24 protein-coding genes are annotated in these 17,267 nt (G+C 67.8%); 5 read left to right on the forward strand and 19 right to left on the reverse strand.

Annotated features, from left to right (window positions below):
• The 18 genes from NS365_RS12990 to NS365_RS13075 all read right to left on the reverse strand — a co-directional run bounded on the left by NS365_RS12990 (position 1) and on the right by NS365_RS13075 (position 10,954).
• Positions 1-438 (reverse strand): NlpC/P60 family protein, encoded by a 438-nt coding sequence (locus NS365_RS12990; protein WP_430515422.1) that lies wholly within the window; start codon positions 436-438, stop codon positions 1-3.
• Positions 438-1,325 carry a DUF2163 domain-containing protein gene (locus tag NS365_RS12995; protein WP_058600714.1) on the reverse strand — a complete coding sequence of 296 codons (888 nt, stop codon included), beginning with the start codon at positions 1,323-1,325 and terminating at the stop codon, positions 438-440. Before NS365_RS12995 ends, NS365_RS12990 begins: the two co-directional genes overlap by 1 nt.
• Positions 1,322-1,945 carry a DUF2460 domain-containing protein gene (locus NS365_RS13000; protein WP_058600934.1) on the reverse strand — a complete coding sequence of 208 codons (624 nt, stop codon included), beginning with the start codon at positions 1,943-1,945 and terminating at the stop codon, positions 1,322-1,324. The genes NS365_RS12995 and NS365_RS13000 overlap by 4 nt, the downstream gene beginning before the upstream one ends.
• A gap of 5 nt (positions 1,946-1,950) precedes the next feature.
• Positions 1,951-2,556, reverse strand: a complete 606-nt coding sequence (locus tag NS365_RS13005; RefSeq protein ID WP_244498443.1) for a phage tail tape measure protein — start codon at positions 2,554-2,556, stop codon at positions 1,951-1,953.
• A gap of 1 nt (position 2,557) precedes the next feature.
• A complete protein-coding gene (locus NS365_RS13010; protein WP_058600715.1) occupies positions 2,558-2,785 on the reverse strand; it encodes a phage tail assembly chaperone in 228 nt (75 codons plus the stop codon).
• Positions 2,782-3,117 (reverse strand): gene transfer agent family protein, encoded by a 336-nt coding sequence (locus NS365_RS13015; protein WP_058600716.1) that lies wholly within the window; start codon positions 3,115-3,117, stop codon positions 2,782-2,784. The genes NS365_RS13010 and NS365_RS13015 overlap by 4 nt, the downstream gene beginning before the upstream one ends.
• Positions 3,117-3,530, reverse strand: coding sequence for a phage major tail protein, TP901-1 family (locus tag NS365_RS13020; protein ID WP_058600717.1), 414 nt, complete (start codon positions 3,528-3,530; stop codon positions 3,117-3,119). Before NS365_RS13020 ends, NS365_RS13015 begins: the two co-directional genes overlap by 1 nt.
• A gap of 78 nt (positions 3,531-3,608) precedes the next feature.
• Positions 3,609-4,022, reverse strand: a complete 414-nt coding sequence (locus tag NS365_RS13025) for a DUF3168 domain-containing protein (RefSeq protein ID WP_058600718.1) — start codon at positions 4,020-4,022, stop codon at positions 3,609-3,611.
• Positions 4,023-4,049: 27 nt separating this feature from the next.
• A complete protein-coding gene (locus tag NS365_RS13030) occupies positions 4,050-4,268 on the reverse strand; it encodes a hypothetical protein (RefSeq protein WP_058600719.1) in 219 nt (72 codons plus the stop codon).
• Positions 4,265-4,597: a phage head closure protein gene (locus tag NS365_RS13035; protein WP_058600720.1), complete on the reverse strand. Its 333-nt coding sequence runs from the start codon at positions 4,595-4,597 to the stop codon at positions 4,265-4,267. The genes NS365_RS13030 and NS365_RS13035 overlap by 4 nt, the downstream gene beginning before the upstream one ends.
• 1 nt (position 4,598) lies before the next feature.
• A complete protein-coding gene (locus NS365_RS13040; RefSeq protein ID WP_058600721.1) occupies positions 4,599-5,159 on the reverse strand; it encodes a head-tail connector protein in 561 nt (186 codons plus the stop codon).
• Positions 5,160-5,233: 74 nt separating this feature from the next.
• Positions 5,234-6,484 (reverse strand): phage major capsid protein, encoded by a 1,251-nt coding sequence (locus tag NS365_RS13045; protein ID WP_058600722.1) that lies wholly within the window; start codon positions 6,482-6,484, stop codon positions 5,234-5,236.
• The gene (locus NS365_RS13050; protein WP_082684589.1) at positions 6,472-7,026 is read right to left on the reverse strand and encodes an HK97 family phage prohead protease; all 555 of its coding nucleotides are present in this window, start codon (positions 7,024-7,026) and stop codon (positions 6,472-6,474) included. The genes NS365_RS13045 and NS365_RS13050 overlap by 13 nt, the downstream gene beginning before the upstream one ends.
• Entirely contained in the window at positions 7,023-7,370 is a 348-nt protein-coding gene (locus NS365_RS13055) for a DUF6107 family protein (protein WP_058600937.1), read from the reverse strand. The genes NS365_RS13050 and NS365_RS13055 overlap by 4 nt, the downstream gene beginning before the upstream one ends.
• Before the next feature lie 19 nt (positions 7,371-7,389).
• A complete protein-coding gene (locus tag NS365_RS13060) occupies positions 7,390-8,583 on the reverse strand; it encodes a phage portal protein (RefSeq protein ID WP_058600723.1) in 1,194 nt (397 codons plus the stop codon).
• Between the two features lie 54 nt (positions 8,584-8,637).
• A complete protein-coding gene (locus tag NS365_RS13065) occupies positions 8,638-9,894 on the reverse strand; it encodes a DNA-packaging protein (RefSeq protein WP_058600938.1) in 1,257 nt (418 codons plus the stop codon).
• A gap of 62 nt (positions 9,895-9,956) precedes the next feature.
• Positions 9,957-10,340, reverse strand: a complete 384-nt coding sequence (locus tag NS365_RS13070) for a hypothetical protein (RefSeq protein ID WP_058600724.1) — start codon at positions 10,338-10,340, stop codon at positions 9,957-9,959.
• 110 nt (positions 10,341-10,450) lie between these two features.
• A complete protein-coding gene (locus NS365_RS13075) occupies positions 10,451-10,954 on the reverse strand; it encodes a YcgN family cysteine cluster protein (RefSeq protein WP_082684607.1) in 504 nt (167 codons plus the stop codon).
• 166 nt (positions 10,955-11,120) lie between these two features.
• On the opposite strand from NS365_RS13075, the gene NS365_RS13080 reads away from it, so the two are divergent.
• The 3 genes from NS365_RS13080 to NS365_RS13090 all read left to right on the forward strand — a co-directional run bounded on the left by NS365_RS13080 (position 11,121) and on the right by NS365_RS13090 (position 14,567).
• Positions 11,121-13,307 (forward strand): transglycosylase domain-containing protein, encoded by a 2,187-nt coding sequence (locus NS365_RS13080; protein WP_058600725.1) that lies wholly within the window; start codon positions 11,121-11,123, stop codon positions 13,305-13,307.
• Positions 13,308-13,393: 86 nt separating this feature from the next.
• Positions 13,394-13,981, forward strand: coding sequence for a DUF1214 domain-containing protein (locus NS365_RS13085; RefSeq protein WP_058600726.1), 588 nt, complete (start codon positions 13,394-13,396; stop codon positions 13,979-13,981).
• Positions 13,974-14,567 (forward strand): DUF1254 domain-containing protein, encoded by a 594-nt coding sequence (locus NS365_RS13090; protein ID WP_058600727.1) that lies wholly within the window; start codon positions 13,974-13,976, stop codon positions 14,565-14,567. The genes NS365_RS13085 and NS365_RS13090 overlap by 8 nt, the downstream gene beginning before the upstream one ends.
• A 209-nt stretch (positions 14,568-14,776) precedes the next feature.
• Here the strand turns inward: NS365_RS13090 and NS365_RS13095 are convergent, their stop codons facing one another.
• Positions 14,777-14,974, reverse strand: coding sequence for a hypothetical protein (locus NS365_RS13095; protein WP_058600728.1), 198 nt, complete (start codon positions 14,972-14,974; stop codon positions 14,777-14,779).
• A gap of 311 nt (positions 14,975-15,285) precedes the next feature.
• Between NS365_RS13095 and NS365_RS24515 the strand changes: the two genes are divergently transcribed.
• Together NS365_RS24515 and NS365_RS13105 are read left to right on the forward strand one after the other, a co-directional pair.
• The gene (locus tag NS365_RS24515; RefSeq protein ID WP_058600729.1) at positions 15,286-16,347 is read left to right on the forward strand and encodes a hypothetical protein; all 1,062 of its coding nucleotides are present in this window, start codon (positions 15,286-15,288) and stop codon (positions 16,345-16,347) included.
• A 116-nt stretch (positions 16,348-16,463) separates the two neighbouring features.
• A complete protein-coding gene (locus NS365_RS13105; RefSeq protein WP_058600730.1) occupies positions 16,464-17,201 on the forward strand; it encodes a hypothetical protein in 738 nt (245 codons plus the stop codon).
• Positions 17,202-17,267: the final 66 nt, after the last annotated feature.

Raw genomic sequence — 17,267 nt, forward strand, 5'->3', positions numbered from 1 at the left:
TCAACTCCGCTCGATGAACTGGAAAAAGCCCGCGATCCGCCCGGCCCAGCCCGGCGTCAGCGGCGAGGAGACGACCGAAGCGCCCTCATAGGCATGAATGAGCCGCAGCCCCGGCCCGGCGCTCTCGTCCAGAATGCCGCAATGCTGCGCCGGTCGGCCGGGCCGCCAACAAAACAGAACGAGATCGCCCGGCGCAGCCGACGCGCGCTCCACGGGATGGAAATAACGACGAGCCGCCTCCATCATTGGGTCGCCCGCGCCGGTCTCCGCCCAGTCGGTGCTGTAGGGGCTGGGGCGCTCCGGCTCCGCGCCATAGACCTCGCGCCAGACCCCGCGCACGAGGCCGAGGCAATCGCAGCCGACGCCCGCCCGGCTTCCCTGATGGCGATAGGGCGTGCCCAGAAAGCCGCGCGCGGCCGCCAGCACTCGCGTCCGCATCATGGCACCACCGGCGAGCCATCATGCAGCCCGTCGCTCTTGGCGATGTTCAACGCCGCGTCCGCGCCCGGCAGATGCGGAAAGCCGCGAAAATTCACGCTATTGCCGAAGCGATCCCGGCAGGTGGCAAAGGCCCGGTCGCAGCCCGCGATGAGACGCACCCGGCTGCCAGCGGCCGGGACCTGCGCGGGGGTCCGCGCGAGGAATGCCAGCAGCGTCCCCGCCTCCGCACCCTCCGTCAGCCCCCGCAGCGGCACCACTTCGCCGCTCGCCCCCAAGAGAAGCCGACCCTGCGCAAAGAGCCCCTGATCGGCCCGCGCGATCGGCTCCACCGGCCGGATCACGAGCCGTTCGGCGCTGCCCGCCACAAGATCGACAAGCCGCGTCCAGGGGCCGAGATCGACACCGCAGCGCCGGTCGCCCAGCACGGCGTCGCAGCGTCGGCGATAGGTACGGCCTCGCTGCCGGTCGAGCTGCGCCGCGAGCCCTCGCAACTCGGCGCGAAACCCAGCCGGCCCGCGCGTCACCTCACCGAGATCGGCGCTGTCCATCAGGACGTGATGGGCGGGCTCTTGCCAATCGACGCGAAACGTCTCGACACTCGCGCCGTCGAAGAGACCGCGCTCAACCTCCTCCTCGCGGATCGCCTCGTCGGCAAAGCCGCCCTCCACGGCCTCCGTTCCCGCGCCGAGCCCGCGCGCCGTCTCGCTTTCGCCCGATGTCCAGCCCGTGCGGGCGCGAAACAGCGTGCCGGCGAATTGGAGGTCTTCGTCATGGTCGGTGAAGCCGAACACGGTTCCGTCCCGCCGGGTCAGACGCCAGGCGCTCGCCAGCGTCGTCGCCGGCTCCTTCAGCCGGGCTTGAAAGGCGTCGGACAGCACTCTCACGGACGGATCTCCACAAGCGGAATGGACGGGATGTCGCCGGCTTGGAAAGCCGCGAGATTGACGGCGAGATGGTCGATGTCGAAGCGCACCGGCACGTCGAATTCGAAACCGGCCGTGATGGCGCTGCCAGCCGCCGGCGGGGCTTTCAGGGTTACGAGACCCGTCGCCGTGTCGATGTCGGCCTCGACCGGCGCGCCGTTCAATGCCAGTCGAAACGTTCCGGCGACCGGCTTTCGGATCGGCCTCGCATAGGCTCCCTCGCCTTCGCCATAGCGCTTCACGAGTTGGAAGCTTGTGGTCGAGCCGTCGCCGGTTCCGATCCGCTGATCGAACCCTGTCACCGCCTGCCCCCAGCGCGCGGACGATGCGTCGAGCGGGTCGCGAAAGCGAAAGCCCACGAGCCGCCCCCGCCGCGCCTCGAAGAATTCGAGAACGCGCATGAGATCGCCGAGGCTCTTCACGCCCGATCCCGCGTCGTAGCGCCGCCAGGAATGGCGGCCGCGCTGGTTGCGATTCTCGTAGCCGGTGGAGAGGCGCACGATGTCGGTTCGCCGTTCCGGCCCGCCCGAGGTGCCGAAGGCGACCGAAAGCGGAAAGCGCTCCTCGCTGAAAGAGGCGATCCCCATCAGAGCCCCCTCTGCCCGCGCAGCGCCGCGCGCGCCAGCATGGCCTGAAGCTGCGTTTCGGCCTTGCGGAAGCTCGCCGCGTCCGGCGTCGAAACGTTGAAGACGACAGTTGTCACGCCGCGCTGGCCGCCCTCGACGGCAACGCCGAGAGAGCCGTCCGCGCCGCGCTTCAGCGGCATGATCGCCTCCGCCCCCGCCTCGCCCATCAAACCGACCTGCCCGCCGGCCGGAAAGAAGCTCGGCGCGCGCACCACCCCGCCCTTGGCGAAGGGCACGATGCCGCCCGCCTGCCCGCCACCCGGTGCAGAACTCGCGCCGCCGGCAAGCCCGGAGAGAACCTGCCCGAACGCGTTGCCGGCCAGTTGCGTCAGCGGTTTCAAGGCCGCGTCCAGCGCGATGGCCGAGATGCGCCCGCCCAGCCCCCGCAAAACGCCGTCGAGCGAGCGCCCGCCGCCGACCGCGCCTTTCAGCGCCGTCGAGAGCGCCGCGCCGAAACGGTCGGCGCGGGCGGAGAGATCGGTCAGCGCCCGCTCGAAGCCGCTCGTGTCGGCTTCCACCGCAATGCGCATCGTATCGACGGCGTCCCCGCCGTTTCCAACACTCATGTCATCTCCAGTCGGGATAAAGGGCCAAAAGCTGGTCGAGCCGCTCGCGGCTCGGCGCGGCCGCACGGGTTCGGGAAAAGGGCGCGACGAGGGCGGCGAGTTCGCGCGGCGTCAGAGCCCAGAAATCACGCGGACTGAGGCGAAACGTGCCGAAGCAGAGCGCCATCGCCTCGTCCCAGGGAAAAGCCGCCGCGTCCGGCTGCGGCCCGGCCGGCGCGGCGGCGCTCAAGGGCGGGCGGTGGTGTCTCCCCCCAGCCCGAAGGCGGCTTCCAGAAGCGCGCTCGCTGCGCCCACCGCGCCCGCCGCGCCGCCCTCGAAGCGCATCGCACCGACCTGGGCATCGCTCACCGTCTCCCCCGCGCCGCGCAACCCCGCACCGATGATGCGCGTCAGGTCGAAGGCCGAGAGTCGCCCCGAGCCGAAGCGCGCCGCCAGCGCGGAAATGTCGTCCAGCGCGAAGGCGGCTTCAAGTTCGGCCAGCGCGCCCAGCGTCAGGCAGAGCACGCGTTCGCGCCCGTCGATGGTGGCGGCGATCTCGCCGCGCCTGCGATTGGCCGCCATCACAGCGCCTCGAAGCTGAGCGCGCCGGCCGATTCCAGCGTCAGTTCGAAGGCGATTTCGCCATTGTGCTCGCCGGAATATTCGAGCGCCGTCACCTGAAACGGCCCGCTCACTCGGCCGAAATCGGGAATGATCGCCTGAAAGGCCCCGATCCGCCCTTCAAAGAAGAGCTTGCGCACCGCCATGTCGGAGGCCGCGTCCTTGAAGATGCCCGCGCCCGACAACGCCGCGCGCTGCACGCCCGCCCCGCCCAGAAGCTCGCGCCAGCGCCCGGCGCTGTCGCTATTGGTCACGTCCACCGTTTCCGCATTGAACGAGATGCGGCGCGAGCGAAGCCCCGCCACGGTCTGAAACGTGCCGCTGCCCTCCGCGTCGAGTTTGAGAAGAAAGTCCTTGCCCCTTTGCGCGCCCATGCGAACCGTCCGAATTCGAGCAACAAAAAAGGGCGGCTCGAAAGCCGCCCTCGCGTGAGATGAAACTGAGTGGAGCGATTAGGAGGCCAGCGGCTCCGTCACCGCGCGAAAGCGCATGATGCCGTGATAGGTCGGCGAATCCGCCTCCTGCCGCGCTTCGGCGAATTGAAGCTGGAGATTGACGAGCCGGTGCGTTTCCAGCGGCAGCGTCGCGTCGTTCAGCCGTTCGGAGATCATGTTCATGATCTCGTAGGTTTCCTGTTTCGACCCGCCCTTCGCCCAAACGTGCAGAGTCAGGATGTGCTCTGCCCCATCTTCGGTGCCGGTGGACCAGTCGATGACGGCCGTGCGGCCCAGCGTCAGATAGGGAAAGCTCGCCTTTTCCGGCACGTGGTCGAACACTTTCGGCCCGCCGAGAAGTCTGGTCAGCGCCGGGTCACCCTTCAGCGCGCCCACGATGGTCGTCTGCAATTCCGCGCTGGGATGCGACATGCTCCAAAGCCCTTTCGATGCCTGCGATCACACCTGATACATTTCATAATATGACGTGACAGGGCCGCCCGCCACGTCCGATTCGTTAATTTTTCGTGAGGGTTTGGACGCCGCATCGGAGGCTGCTGCAAAAGCTGCGGCGCGGCCCGCCTCCTCGATCCGCTTCGCCAGCTTCGCGCGTAGCGCACGTGCCATCGCCCGTCGCAGCGCCCCCTTGCGCAGCGTCGCGCGCACCGCCTCGATCACGTCTTCTCCTCGCAGCGGCAGACAAGCCAACGCCTGGTCTCGTCGGGGTCGAGAAGGCTGCGGATCAGGAGCCGCCGCCCGCGCAGGCGAAAGGCCATGCCGCGCTCCAGCCCTGCCCGAAAGCGCAGCGTCACGCGGTGCGTCAGCGTGCCGACCCGCTGGCCGAAGCGCTCCTCCGCTTCGGCCTTGAGCGGCTCCACCCGCACGGAGGTCTCGGCCATCTCCACCCATCTGTCCCGCGCGCCCCCAAAACCATCCGCCACCGGCTCGTTGCGCTCGATCGCCGCGCGCTGCGTGAGAAGGCTCGGGTCGAGAAACTGCATCGCCATCTCAGAGCCTCGGCGCGCGAAAGGGTGACATCAGCGCACGCGCCAGCGGCGGCATGAAGGCCGGCTGCAAACCGGAGCCGACCGCACCACGCGTCTCGAAGCTCGCCGCCGCCAGCCTGATGATGGCGAGCTTCAAAGCGTCCGGCACCTCCGCCTTCGCCTGCCCCACGCGGATTTCGACCTCGACCCCGTTCCGCGCGCGGTGCGCGAGGCCGGGCGGCAGGATCAGCCTCGCGCCGAAGGGCATGGCCTCCAGGTGAAACGAAGCGATGTCGAGCGGAGTCGCGACGCCCCCCTCGTCGTAGCCCACCGCGCCGAGGAGCGAGCGCACCGGCCGGCGGCGGATCGCGATCTCGTCCTGCGTCGGCTCCACCTCGAAGGCGAGCCGCACGCGCCGCTCGGTCAGCACCAGCCCCGTTTCCGCCTCCACCGCCTGCCGGGCCGCGCGAAGGCAGGTGCCCGCCAGCGCGTCCTCGTCGTCGCGGTCGAGCCGCAGAAAGGTCTTCAGCTCGGCCAGCGAGACCGGCTCCGTGCTCGCGGTTTCCAGTTCGATCCAGATCATGTCGCGCCAGCCTCCTAACTCCAAAGAAAAAGGCCGGGCTTGCGGCCCGGCCTCCTGTTGTTTTGTCGCTCAGCTCAGTTGGCGGAGAAGCGCAGATATTTCGCTGCGTCGAAATCCTGAATGCCGCCGCCCACGCGCTTGGTCGTATAGAAAAGGACGTAGGGCTTGGCGGAATACGGATCGCGCAACACGCGCACGCCCTGCCGGTCCACCACGAGATAGAAGCGCGAGAAGTCGCCGAAGGCGATGGCGTTCGCCCCAGCCGTCATATCCGGCATGGCCTCGGCCTCGACCACTGCAAAGCCCATCAGGCTGGCCTTGCCGCCCACGGCGACTGGGGGCTGCCAGAGATAGTTGCCCTCCGCGTCCTTCAGCTTGCGCACGGCGCTCTGCGTGCGCCGGTTCATCACGAAGGAGGCGTTCTGCCGGTAGCCGGCCTTCAGCGCATAAACGAGGTCGATCAGCGCGTCGGAGCCGGAGGCGGCGGCGAAATTGCCGGCCGCTCCCGAGGCCACGGTGCCGACCTTACCCCAGGCCCATTGGGCTTCCGGCACCGTATCATAGGCCATGAAGCCCTTGGGCTTGGCCGCGCCGTCGCCGGTCACGAAGGCCGTGCCCTCCTGCGTGGCGAAGGCCTGCTCGACCTCCTCGCCGATCCAGGCGTCGATATCGACCGCCGTGTCGTCCAGAAGCGCGTTGGTCGCCGCCGGCATGGCGTAGAGTTCCATGGTCGGGAACACGAGTTCGCCCAGCGCCGGCTGCGCCGTCTGCGGCCGCGCATCCGCTTCGCCGACCCAGCCCGTCTGCGCGCCGGCCAGCGCGAAGGGCTTCTTCAAGACAGCCGCCGAGACGGTGCGGATGCCCGCAATGGCGCGGATCGGCGAGACATTGGCGAGGCGGCGGCCGATCTCGGCTTCCGTCTCGGGCGGCACGAGGAAGCCACCATCCGCGCCGACCAGGCCCGACATGGCCTTTTCCTCCAGCCGGCGCATCCGCCCCTCGTCGCCGGCCCGCACATAGGCCTCGAAGGCGGAGCGATGCTCGCTCGGCAGCGCCTGCCCGCCCTCGCCACCAACAGGCGGGCGCAGGTTGCGCAGCACCAGCTTTTCCATGCGCTTCTCGTGCTCGTCCATCGCCTTGGACAGGCGATCGACCTTCTCCTCCGTCAGCGGGTCGGCGCCCATGCGCCGCTCGATCTGGCCGAGGCGCTCGTCATTGGCCTCGCGAAAGGCGTCGAAGGCGCGCATGAGCTCGTCGAGCGCATCCGCGCCCTCCGCGCCCGTGCCGGCCTTGGTTTCGATCGCGCCGTTCATCATCGTCTGCATGAGGTCTCCTTGAGAGAAGCGGAAAGGGTGGCCTCCGCGATCCGCCGTGCGGCGTCCGCGAACCGGGAAAGGAGATCGCCGCGCGCTTCGCGCACCCGCGCCGCTTCCTGCATGGGGAAGGTCACGATGGAGATCTCCAGAAGGTCGATGTCGAGGAGCAGCCGCCGCGCGCCGCCGCCTCGAAGCGGCCGGCTGTGCCGGGCGCGAAATCCGATCGAAAGCCCGTCGAGCGCCTCCTGGCGCAGAAGGGCGAAGGCGTCGCGCCCCTGCGCCGTGTCGAGCGCCAGACGCCCTTCGGCATAGAGGCCGCGCGCATCCTCCACGAGCTTGGTCCAGGCACCGATGGGCTGCGCCGGGTCGTGCTGCCAAAGCATCCGGATGCCGCCCGGCCCCCGCTCCCGCAAGGCGCGGGCGAAGGCCCCTGCCCGGATGCGATCGCCCGAGAGGTCGGTCCGCTCGAAGACGCTGGCATAACCTGAAACGAAGCCGGCCGGCCGGTTGTCTCCCGGCGCACCGCGCCGGATGGTCGGCACGCTCCTCACGCGCCGCCCCCGCGCCGCCCGGCGGCGGCCATCAGGCCGTCGGCGAAGCGCTGGAGCACGCCGAGCGCCCACCAGGCGCAAAGGCTGGCGGTGGCCGAGCCGATCAGCGCCATCTCCGCCGCGCCGATGCGCTCGGTGAAGCCCAGATGATCGGACAGGGCGAGCCCCGCCGGCCCGCCGAAGACGAGGCCCGTCACCGCGCCCGCCAGAAATCGCACCGCCGCCTCGCGCCGGCCGGCCGGCAAGAGATAGGCGACGGAGATCACCGAGCCGCCCACCGCTCCGGCGAGCTTGGCGATCCAGAGCGTCAGCGGCGAAACCATCTCGCCCGTCATCGTGTCCATGGTCGATCCTTTCGGGAGGTCAGCGGCGGCGCGGCCCATAGCCGACCGCCTCGCGCTTCTCGTCGTCGTCGAGGAAGCCGGCCGCGCCGAGCCGCGCCCAGAGCGCCTCGCGCTCGGCCGAAAGCCCTTCGATCCGGTCGGCGTCGAAGCCGAGCCGCAAGCGCCGGCCGGGCTCGAACCCCGCGCACAGCCAGTCGCCCAGCGCCGCCAGAAGGCGCGCGAGAAGCGGCAGGACGGTCAGGCGAAACAGGGCGCGGTTGGCTTCCGCATAGTTCGCATAGGTCGCGTCGCCTGGGATGCCGAGCAGCATGGGCGGCACGCCAAAGGCGACGGCGATGTCGCGCGCCGCGCCGTTGCGCGCTTCGATGAAGTCCATGTCGCGTGGGCTCAGCGCCATGCTCTTCCAGTCGAGCCCGCCCTCCAGAAGCATGGGCCGCCCGGCGCGCGCCGCGCCGGCATAGCCGCTTTCCAGTTCCGTCTTCAGCCGGTCGAACTGGTCGGACGACAAGGAGCCGCCATCGCCCGGCTGATAGACCAGCGCGCCCGAGGGCCGGGCCGAATTGTCGAGAAGCGCCTTGTTCCAGCGCGTCGCGGCATTGTGCAGGTCGAGCGCCGTCTGCGCGGCCTGAAGCGGCGCGAAACCCTCGCCCTCGCCCAGCGGATGAAACAGCCGGATCGCCAGAACCGGCGCCATGCCCTCCTCGGCCTCGAGGCTCATCCGGCGCAGGCTGGTGCCGGCGCGATATTCCACCGCCTGCGGCCAGCCATCCGCCCCGCAGAGAACGCGCACCCGGTCAGGCCGCAGCGCGTGAAGCTGGCGCGGCTGCCCGTCGAGGCTCAGCGCCTCGACATGCGCGGTGCCTGAGAGAAGGAGATGCCCGCAGAGCGCTTCCAGAAACCCCGCCCCATCCTGCGCCGGGTTGGGCCGGCGCAGGAGATCGAGGATCGGATGCGTCTCCACCTCCTGCGCGCCGTCATAGAGCAGCACCGGGACGGCTGCCGCCGTCTCGGCCACGAGCCGGACGCAGCGATAGACGATCGGGTTCTGCATGAAGCCGGCGCGCGACAGGCCGGCATAGGAGCGCTCGCTCCATTGCGCGGTCTCCGCTGCCCCGCCGAAGACGAGCGAGCCGCCCGTCGATTTGCGTTCGGGCACGCGCGCGCCCTCGCCGCCGAGGCGCGTCAGCGCCCACAGCCGTGAAGAGAGTGTCATGATGTCTCCGCTGTCAAAGGATGGGGCGCGCCGTCAGGCAGCCGCCCGGCCGCTTCAAAGGCTGCGAATGCGGGGCGTCTGCGCCGGCGCGGTCAGTGCCGTCACGGCCCAGACCAGCGCGTCGAGCCGGTCCGGCGAGCGTCCGGTCGACAACCCGTCCGGCCCGAAATCGCACATCTCGTCCTCCAGCTCGGCCAGACTGCCGACATGGTGGACGCGGTTCTGCTCGTAAAGCGCGGCCACGGGCTCGGCCCGCAGCCACTTGCCGCGCATGGCCCGGACGCTCGACACCGGCACATGAGGCGCGACGGCCTGGATCACCGATGTCACCATGTCGCCGCCCTGGTTCACCTCGACCACGAGCCGGTCGGCCTCCAACTCGCCGAACAACGCGACCGCCCGCGCCGCCCATTCGGGCGGCTTCAAGCCGCGCCGGCTGCGATCGGCCAGAACATAGACCTGCCCGTCCTCTCCCAGTCCGGCCGCGACGATGCCGCAGGCGTCCGAGCGATGGGTCGCCGTCGCCGGCGGATCGACAGCCACGACCACGCGCCGCAGCGCCGGCGCGGTGCGCCGCCGGTTGCGGTCGATCGTGGCGCGGTCGAACAGCGCGTCCTCGCGCCCTTCCACCAGTTCGCCGTCGAGTTCCTGCCGCCCGAGCCGCGAGCCGCCATAGCGCGCCTGCATCGCCTCGAAGAAGCCGGGGGCGAGATGGGCGCGGTTCTCGGCCGTGCGCATATGGGTCACGCGCGTTCCCGGCTCCGCCATCAGGCGTTTGAGAAGCGGCACGGCGCGCGGCGTCGTGGTCAGCGCCATGCGCGGGCTCACGCCCAGGCGCAGGGCCAGTTGCAGATTGTCGAAACAGTCTTCCGCATGGGTCCATTTGGCGAGTTCGTCGCCCCAGGCCGCGTCGAACTGATAGCCGCGCAAAGCGTCAGGGTCTTCCGAGGAGAAAATCTGCGCCACCGCGCCATTGGCAAACACCAGCCGGCGGCGCGTCGCCTCGAACACGGGCGGCGTCTCGTAATGCAGTCCGCGCAGCCCGCTCTCGCCCTCGATCATCACCTCGCGCGCGTCGCCCAGCGTTTCGGCCAGAAGCGCGATCCGCCCGTGAACGCGGCCGGCCAGCGGGGCGAGCCCCAGCGCCAGCGCGCGCACCCATTCGGCCCCCGCCCGCGTCTTGCCCGAGCCTCGGCCGCCGATCAGCAGCCATTGTCGCCAGTCGCCGGGCGGGGGAAGCTGAGCCGGCCGGGCGAGCGCGGCCCATTCCGGCATGGCGCGCGCCAGAACGCGCCGGGGCTGGCGGCCGATCTCCGCTTCCACCGCCTGCCAGAACTCGCCTTCGCTCAAAGCTCCCAGTGCCTCTTCCCCGCTCAAGCGCCAGCACCCGAAGCACCCAGCCCGTCGAACAAGCTCGCGCCCACCGGCCGGCGCGCGTCGAGCGCGCGCAGGCGCTTCAGCATTTCTTCGCGCAACCGCTCGGTGGCGGCATCGTCGCCCTCCGCCTGCGCGGTCAGGCCCAACGTCTCGATCTGGCGCAGTTCCAGAAGCTTCTCCAGGCTGCGGGTCAGATGGCCGATTGCCTCGATTCGCGCCTTCGTGTCCGCCGGGCGCGACGCGCCGTCCGCTTCCGTCTCGCCCTCCGCGCCGCGCTTTCGCTTGGTCGGCCGCGCCGCCTCCAGCGCCGTCATTTCCTGCGTCAGGGCCCGCAGCAGCCGATCCGACAAAAGCTTGCCGGCTTTGGTTCGTCCCGCCATGCCACCCCCTTGAATGCAAAAAGCGGCCGCTCCTGCCGGAACCGCCGCTTTTGAACCCACTCTCTCGATTGTGTCTGAAGACTACCCGAGCACCGTGACGCAGTCAAGGACTATTTTCCTATTTTGGAATCGTCGCCCGATAGCGCACCGGCATAGCCATCGCCTGGGTCCTCGCCCGGCCAATCCGCCAGATGGTCCTCGTAGTCCTCGGGCTCCAACCCTTCCTCGCTGACTGTCTGGCCTTGAACCGAGACGCCCGCCAGATGCACCGTCTCCGGATCGCCCGAAATCAACGGGTGCCACCATCGCAGATCCCGCCCTTCCGCCACAAGCCGATAGCCGCAGCTCGGCGGCAGCCAGGGGATGGAGCGCACCGTCGCGGGGTCGAGCGCCACGCAGTCCGGAACGCTCTCGAAACGGTCCACATAATTGGAACAGCGGCAACTCTCGCCGTCCAAGAGCTTGCAGGCGAGATGAGTCCAGATGATCTCGCCGGTGTCCCAATCCTCCAGCTTGTTCAGGCAGCAGCGCCCGCAGCCGTCGCAGAGGGATTCCCACTCCTCCGACGTCATTTCCTCCAGCGTCTTGCGCTTCCAGAAGGGTGTGTTGCTCAAAGACCGCACCTGACGAATTGCTTCATGATTTCCGCTTTCGGCCTTGTTCCGCCACGCAATCTCCACACCTCTTCCCTCAGGAAGGATCGCTAGGACAAGGCATTCGATTGTCTCTCGAATCGCTTCCTGTAGAATGAGCCGAAGGGCCAGAGAAGCCTGCCGGAGGATGGTGTCGCCCGTGCCCAGACCAGTTCCCGCCAAGCCCGGAAAACGCAAGCTTCCCTTCGGCCTGATCGAGATCGACGCCTGGCTGGACAGCAGCTTGTGGCGGTTTTTTCATGGCATTTCCAGGTTCTGGGAATCGGTCACGATCTTTTCGCGTCGCTTTCGCGTGCGCGGGCCGAACCGGATTGCTGTCGAACTGTGCTGCGAGGCGCTGACGCTCGGCCTCGTCGGCTTCGTCCTGCTGCTGACACTCGCCCAGCCCGCCATGAAGATGACGCGGCACGGCTTGCCCCAGCAGGCGGATTTCTCCGTCCAGTTTCTGGACCGGCACGGCAACGAGATCGGCCGGCGCGGCATCCTGAAGGCCAACGCCGTTCCCATCGACGAGATGCCCGATCACTTCGTGAAGGCGGTTCTGGCGACCGAAGATCGCCGCTTCTTCGAACATTGGGGCATCGATTTTCTCGGCCTCGCCCGCGCGCTGGGTGAGAACGCGCGCGCCGGCGGCGTCGTGCAGGGCGGCTCGACGCTGACCCAGCAGCTCGCCAAGAATGTCTTCCTGTCCAACGAGCGCTCGCTGGAGCGCAAGATCAACGAGGCCTTCCTCGCGCTCTGGCTCGAAGCCAATCTGACCAAGCGCGAGATTCTCGGCATGTATCTCGACCGCGCCTATATGGGCGGCGGCACCAATGGCGCAGCGGCGGCGGCCGAGTTCTATTTCGGCAAGAACATCCGCGACGTGAACCTGTCCGAAGCGGCCATGCTGGCGGGTCTGTTCAAGGCGCCGACGCAATATGCGCCGCACAACAATCTCCCGGCCGCGCGCGCTCGCGCCAATGTCGTGCTCGGCGCCATGGTGGATGCCGGCTTCATGACCGAGGGCCAGGTCGTCGCCGCGCGGCGTCATCCCGCCACCGCCGTCGACCGGGCCTCCGCGCTCCCCGCACCCGACTATTTCCTCGACTACGCCTTCGACGAAATCCAGCGCATCGCCTCCGACTTCCCCCAGCGCACCTTCGTCGCCCGCACCACGATCGACATGGGCCTCCAGAAGCTTGCGGACGAAAGCGTCGATTTTCACCTGCGTCAGTTCGGCAAGACCTATGGCGTGGAAGAAGGCGCGATGGCCGTGCTGGACGACGAAGGCGGGCTCGTCGCGCTGGTCGGCGGGCGCGACTATGGCCTGTCGCAGTTCAACCGCGCGACGCGCGCGCTCCGCCAGCCGGGCTCGTCCTTCAAGGCCTATGTCTATGCGAGCGCCATGGAAAACGGCCACAAGCCGACCGATTTCATCGTCGATGGTCCCGTGCGGGTCGGCAATTGGATGCCGCAAAACTACGGCAATTCCTTCGCCGGCCGCATCCAAATTCAGGACGCCATGGCCCGCTCGCTGAACACGGTCGCGGTGAAGCTCAGCCAGGAAGTGGGCCCCGGCAAGGTCGCCGCGCTCGCCAAATCCTTCGGCGTCGAGACCCCGCTGCGCGGCGACAAGACGATCGCGCTCGGCACCAACGAGGTCACGGTTCTGGATCAGGCCACCGGCTATTCCGTCTTTCCGGCGGGCGGCCTGTCCTCGCAGCGCCATTCCATCGAGCAGATCTCGCTCGCCGACGGCACGATCCTGTGGGACGCCCGGCGCGATCTTCCCCCGCGCCACCGCGTCCTGTCCGAGCAAGCGACCAAGAGCATGAACGAGATGTTCGTGCGCATTCCCGAGGTCGGCACGGCCCGCCGCGCGCGCCTTTCCATGACCCGTGCCGGCGGCAAGACCGGCACGACGCAGGGCTATCGCGACGCTTGGTTCGTCGGCTTCACTGGCAATTTCACAGCCGCCGTCTGGTATGGCAACGACAGTTTCAAGCCGACCAACAAGCTGACGGGCGGCGGTCTGCCGGCCATGACGTGGCAGCGCTTCATGGAATCGGCGCATCAGGGCATCGACCTTCGCCCCATTCCCTTCATCGACAATCCCATTCCCGCGCCGGGCTCGATCGAAGTGGCCAAGACCGAGGGGGCCGGCGACATTCCGCGCATCACCCGCCCGAGCCTCGTCAACAATCAGACGCAGAAGGTGCTGGCCGATCTGGAGCGTCTGATGCAGTCGGCCACGCCCGTTCCGCCGGGCAAGCTGGCCTCGGCAGCCGCGCGGAGCACTACCCGCCCACAGCCCGCTGTCGCCAATCCGTGACGCGTGGTTCGGACAGGCCCATTGCCTTGGCTGGCACAGGCCAGGGCTCTAGCGCGCGGCACCATTCGCGGCGATAAGGTCGGACGATGCGTTTTCTGTTCTTGATCCTTATCGCTCTTGCGATCGCGCTTGGTCTCGGCTCCTACTCGGCCGCCTGGATGATCGATCATTTCGAGGGCACCGAGATCGTCGTGGTCGGCCCTTGGCACGCCGATCGAACCGCCGGCTCGCCCAATGCCGATCCTTATGCCAAGGCGCGTCAGGCGCGTTCGGGCAATCTCACGCTCGGGCTCGGCGAAGGCGTCGCCTTTCGCGCGCGGGTCGATTCCCAAAACCGGGAATTGCGCCGCGAATGCACGTACCAGCTGGAGGGCGCCTATCCCCCGGCGCGCATCGCGACCCTCGCGGCCTATGATTTCGAAGGGCGGCTGATCGAGGCCGGCAACAACCGGCCGAACCACCTCGTCTCGCTCCATTGGATGCGCAACGACCGCAACGAGGCGATCATCTCGGTCGGCCCCGTGGCCCGGCCTGGAAACTGGCTGGCCACCGTCGGAGACGGCGGCTACATCCTGGCCCTCACCTTCTACGACACGCCGGTGAGCACCGACAGCGGCGCCGCGCCGATCGCCATGCCCCATATTGTGAGAACGGACTGCCAGACGAATGGGTAAGCTGCTTCTGGCCATTCTGGTCGGCCTCGTCGGGGCCGGAATCGTCCATATCGCGATCATCTTCGCCATTCCCGGCCAAGCCGACAACGACGCCTGGAGCCGCCTGTCCCGGCTCGGCCCCTTGTTCCAGACCGTGCGGATCGGCTTCGAAGAACCCGAAAGCGATCGGCACGCGGCCTCCCCCGCCGGCTTCGTCTTCGTGGACCCCGCCTTTATCGACGTCGCCTGCCGCTTCTCCTTGAAGGACGGACCCGCGCGCCTGTTTTCGGACGAGAAGACGCGCTTCTGGACGGCGTCGATCTACGCGCATAATGGCGACAATCTTTATTCGATCAGCGAGCGCGTGGCCCTCGAAGGCCGGCTCGACCTTCTGGTCGGCACCAGCGAGCAGCTCGATCTCGCGCGCATCGAAGGCTCGTCCGGCGATATTCCGACGGTGCCTGTCGCGGTTGCGGGTCAGGACGGCTATCTCACGGTTCGCGTTCTCGTACCGTCCGAAAGCGAGCGCCCCTTCGTGGATCGTTTCGCCCGTTCGGTTACCTGCCGCCCGGCAACGCCCGAGGAAGCCGGCACCACGGAGCCCTGACGGGGCCAGCGCGTTCTGACCACCTCTTTTCAGGCGGCATGAGATATCAGACGCCTCGTCTCACCGCCGAACCAAAACCCACGGCTTCCGGAAGCACGGGCGTGAGGCAAAGCTTCAGCTCCCAGCCCCATTCCAATCCTTATCGAGCGGGACTGCCGAACGCTCAGCGCGCCCGCAGAGTTCGCTCGGCATCAGCTCCCTGAGATGAATCAAGCATCCGCTTCGTCCGCCGCCTTGAAGCTTCGGCGGGCCAGGGCGCGATCGTCGCTGCGTACGGGCACGAATTCGGCGATCCGCTCCCGCCGGATGCACGGCAGGATCACGATGTTCCCGCCTTCCGGCCCCCGCCATGGGCGGCCTGCCAGATACGGCCTCGGCGACGGAACGAGTTGATGAACCTCAGCCATGTGTTTCCTCTCCTTGATTGAGCCTGACGTCCACTCCTTCCAACGACGCCATGCCCTGAGACGGAGCCCCTGGATCGGCGGGCTCATCAGTCGAACCGCCCGTCCTTGAGACTCGATTTATGTCCCGCCGATCGGGAAGCAACCCGACGATTGGCGGGGCAAAGCGCGAGACTGACCCCAGCCTTGCAGGCCCGAAAGGTCCCCGCGTTTGCTGATGTCGATTACACGTTTGCAAGGTTAACAGGTTGCTAAGAATTTTGCTCTAATCCTGACGGTTGCATGGCAGCCACACCCTACCCCCTCGGAGCACTATGAAGGACGCAGCACCGCGTATCTTCCGATCCCTTGAACGCCAGTTCGGCCAGGGGGAATTCGACACCGTCGTGGCTGCCGCTGTGGCGACCTTCGGCTCGTTGCGAAATCCGAGCGCCGCGCAGGTGGAGGATCTCAGCCGCCTCGTGGTTCCGCTCTGGAACCGCATCCGGACCGAGACCAAGCGCAATCTGGCGGCTTCCCTGTCCCATGCCGGCCGCGTGCCGCGCTCGCTAGTGGAGCTGATGCTGGAAAGCCCGGTCGAGGTGTCGGCCCCCTTCCTCGTGTCGAGCCCTGTTCTCAGCGAAGCCGATCTGGCAACGCTGGCCGCTTCGCCCGACGAGCGCGTGGCGCGGCTGGTGCGCAACCGGGATGCGCGCGGCATCACCCCGCCGCCCGTTTCCACCAAACCGCAGGTGCAGGTCACGGCGATGCCGCCCGCCGCGCCTTCGCTATCCTCCGAGACGCCCGCGCCCATCCAGGAACCAGAGATCGAAGCGCCTTCGCTGGCGGCCGACTTCCTGTCGGAAACCCCGTTCAATGCCCGCACACCCGCTCCGGGCCGGCGAATGCCGCCCCGCAACGCGGACGAGGCCCGCGAGCTTCTGCGTCGTCTGGCGACCGCCGGGCGCGGTCCGGCCAAGCCGCAAGCGGCCCCCGATCTGACGGATCTGATGAACGCCGCCTTCTCGCGGGAAGAGGTTCTGTTCTACGAGATTCTGACCGAAATCTTCTCGCTCGAAACCTCCATGCTGGAGCGCATCGTCTCCGAGCCGACGGGTGAAACCCTGGCTGTCGCGCTGAAAGCCCTGAAGGCCAGCCCCGCCGACGCCTTGAGCATTCTCATGCTCCTGAAGCCGGCTGTCGGGCTGGATGTCGCGACTTTCGATTCCATGGCCCGCTTCTACAAGGCGCTTCCCGCCGAAGAATGCCGCAGCCTCATCGTCAGCGCGCGCCACGCCCCCCTCACCTCGCCCGAGGTCTACCGCAATGTCGACAACACGCGGCGCGATTTCGGCCGCCGCATCGCCCGCCCGTTGAACCGCGAGGCGAAGGGCTGAGCCGGATTTGAGACGGAAGGCAAAGTCCTGCTCTTTGATGATGCGCATGCGCCCCGGCATAAGATCGGAGCGTCATCCGACCCTCATGGTCCGGGCATTATAGGAGAGCGTCACGCATGGGCGGCGTTGATGAGCAGGAAAGCGCCGAGGTCTCCGGCAACTGGCCCAATATCCCCAGCGCCTTTCCGAAGGAAGCGACGGACGACGCTCTGACAAGCCGGACGGTGCGCAAATACGCATCCATCGCATCGACTGTCGTGTCCACAGGTCTTTCCGCGACCAGCAATGCCAAGCATCTGGCTCTGGTGGGCGTCGGCGGCTTGGCGATCGGCGGAACAGCCGGTGTCGGCCTTCTGGTGGCTGGCGGCGTCATGACGGCGGCAGGCATGGCCACATCGGCCGTTTCGTTCAGCAGCACGATGGATCATCTGGAAGGCCTGAGCGACATCGAGCTCACGCACAAGATCGGCCGCAAGAAGCACGCCTGCAGATGCCTCGCCCATCACGAGACGGGCGTGCAGGATCACGCCATGATTCTGAATACGGTCTTGCCCTACATCATCGCCAAGAAGAAGGTCAAAGCCGGCAAGAAGGCAGCCGGCATGGTGGGCCTGTCATTAGTGACGGCCGCTCATCGCCTCGGCAAGGCCGTGTACAAGGGCGTGAAAGGGACAAAGGGCAAGAACCGCAGCCATTACGCCAATATTCTGGCGCGCCACGTCGTGACACATGACTGCGATCTGGTTCGCAGCATCGTCACCGAATTGTTTTCAGCCGAGGACTACAAAGCGATCCGCCAGATGGGCTCGACATTGGCGGGGGAATTGATCGCAGGGAAGATGAAATCCGTCTGAGCGCGTATCCTACGCGCCGATAGGCGGCGTTTGAGGGCGGGCCTGAAGCCGCTGCCGAACGGTTGG

This window comes from Aureimonas ureilytica (genome assembly GCF_001475935.1).
Classification (GTDB): domain Bacteria; phylum Pseudomonadota; class Alphaproteobacteria; order Rhizobiales; family Rhizobiaceae; genus Aureimonas; species Aureimonas ureilytica_A.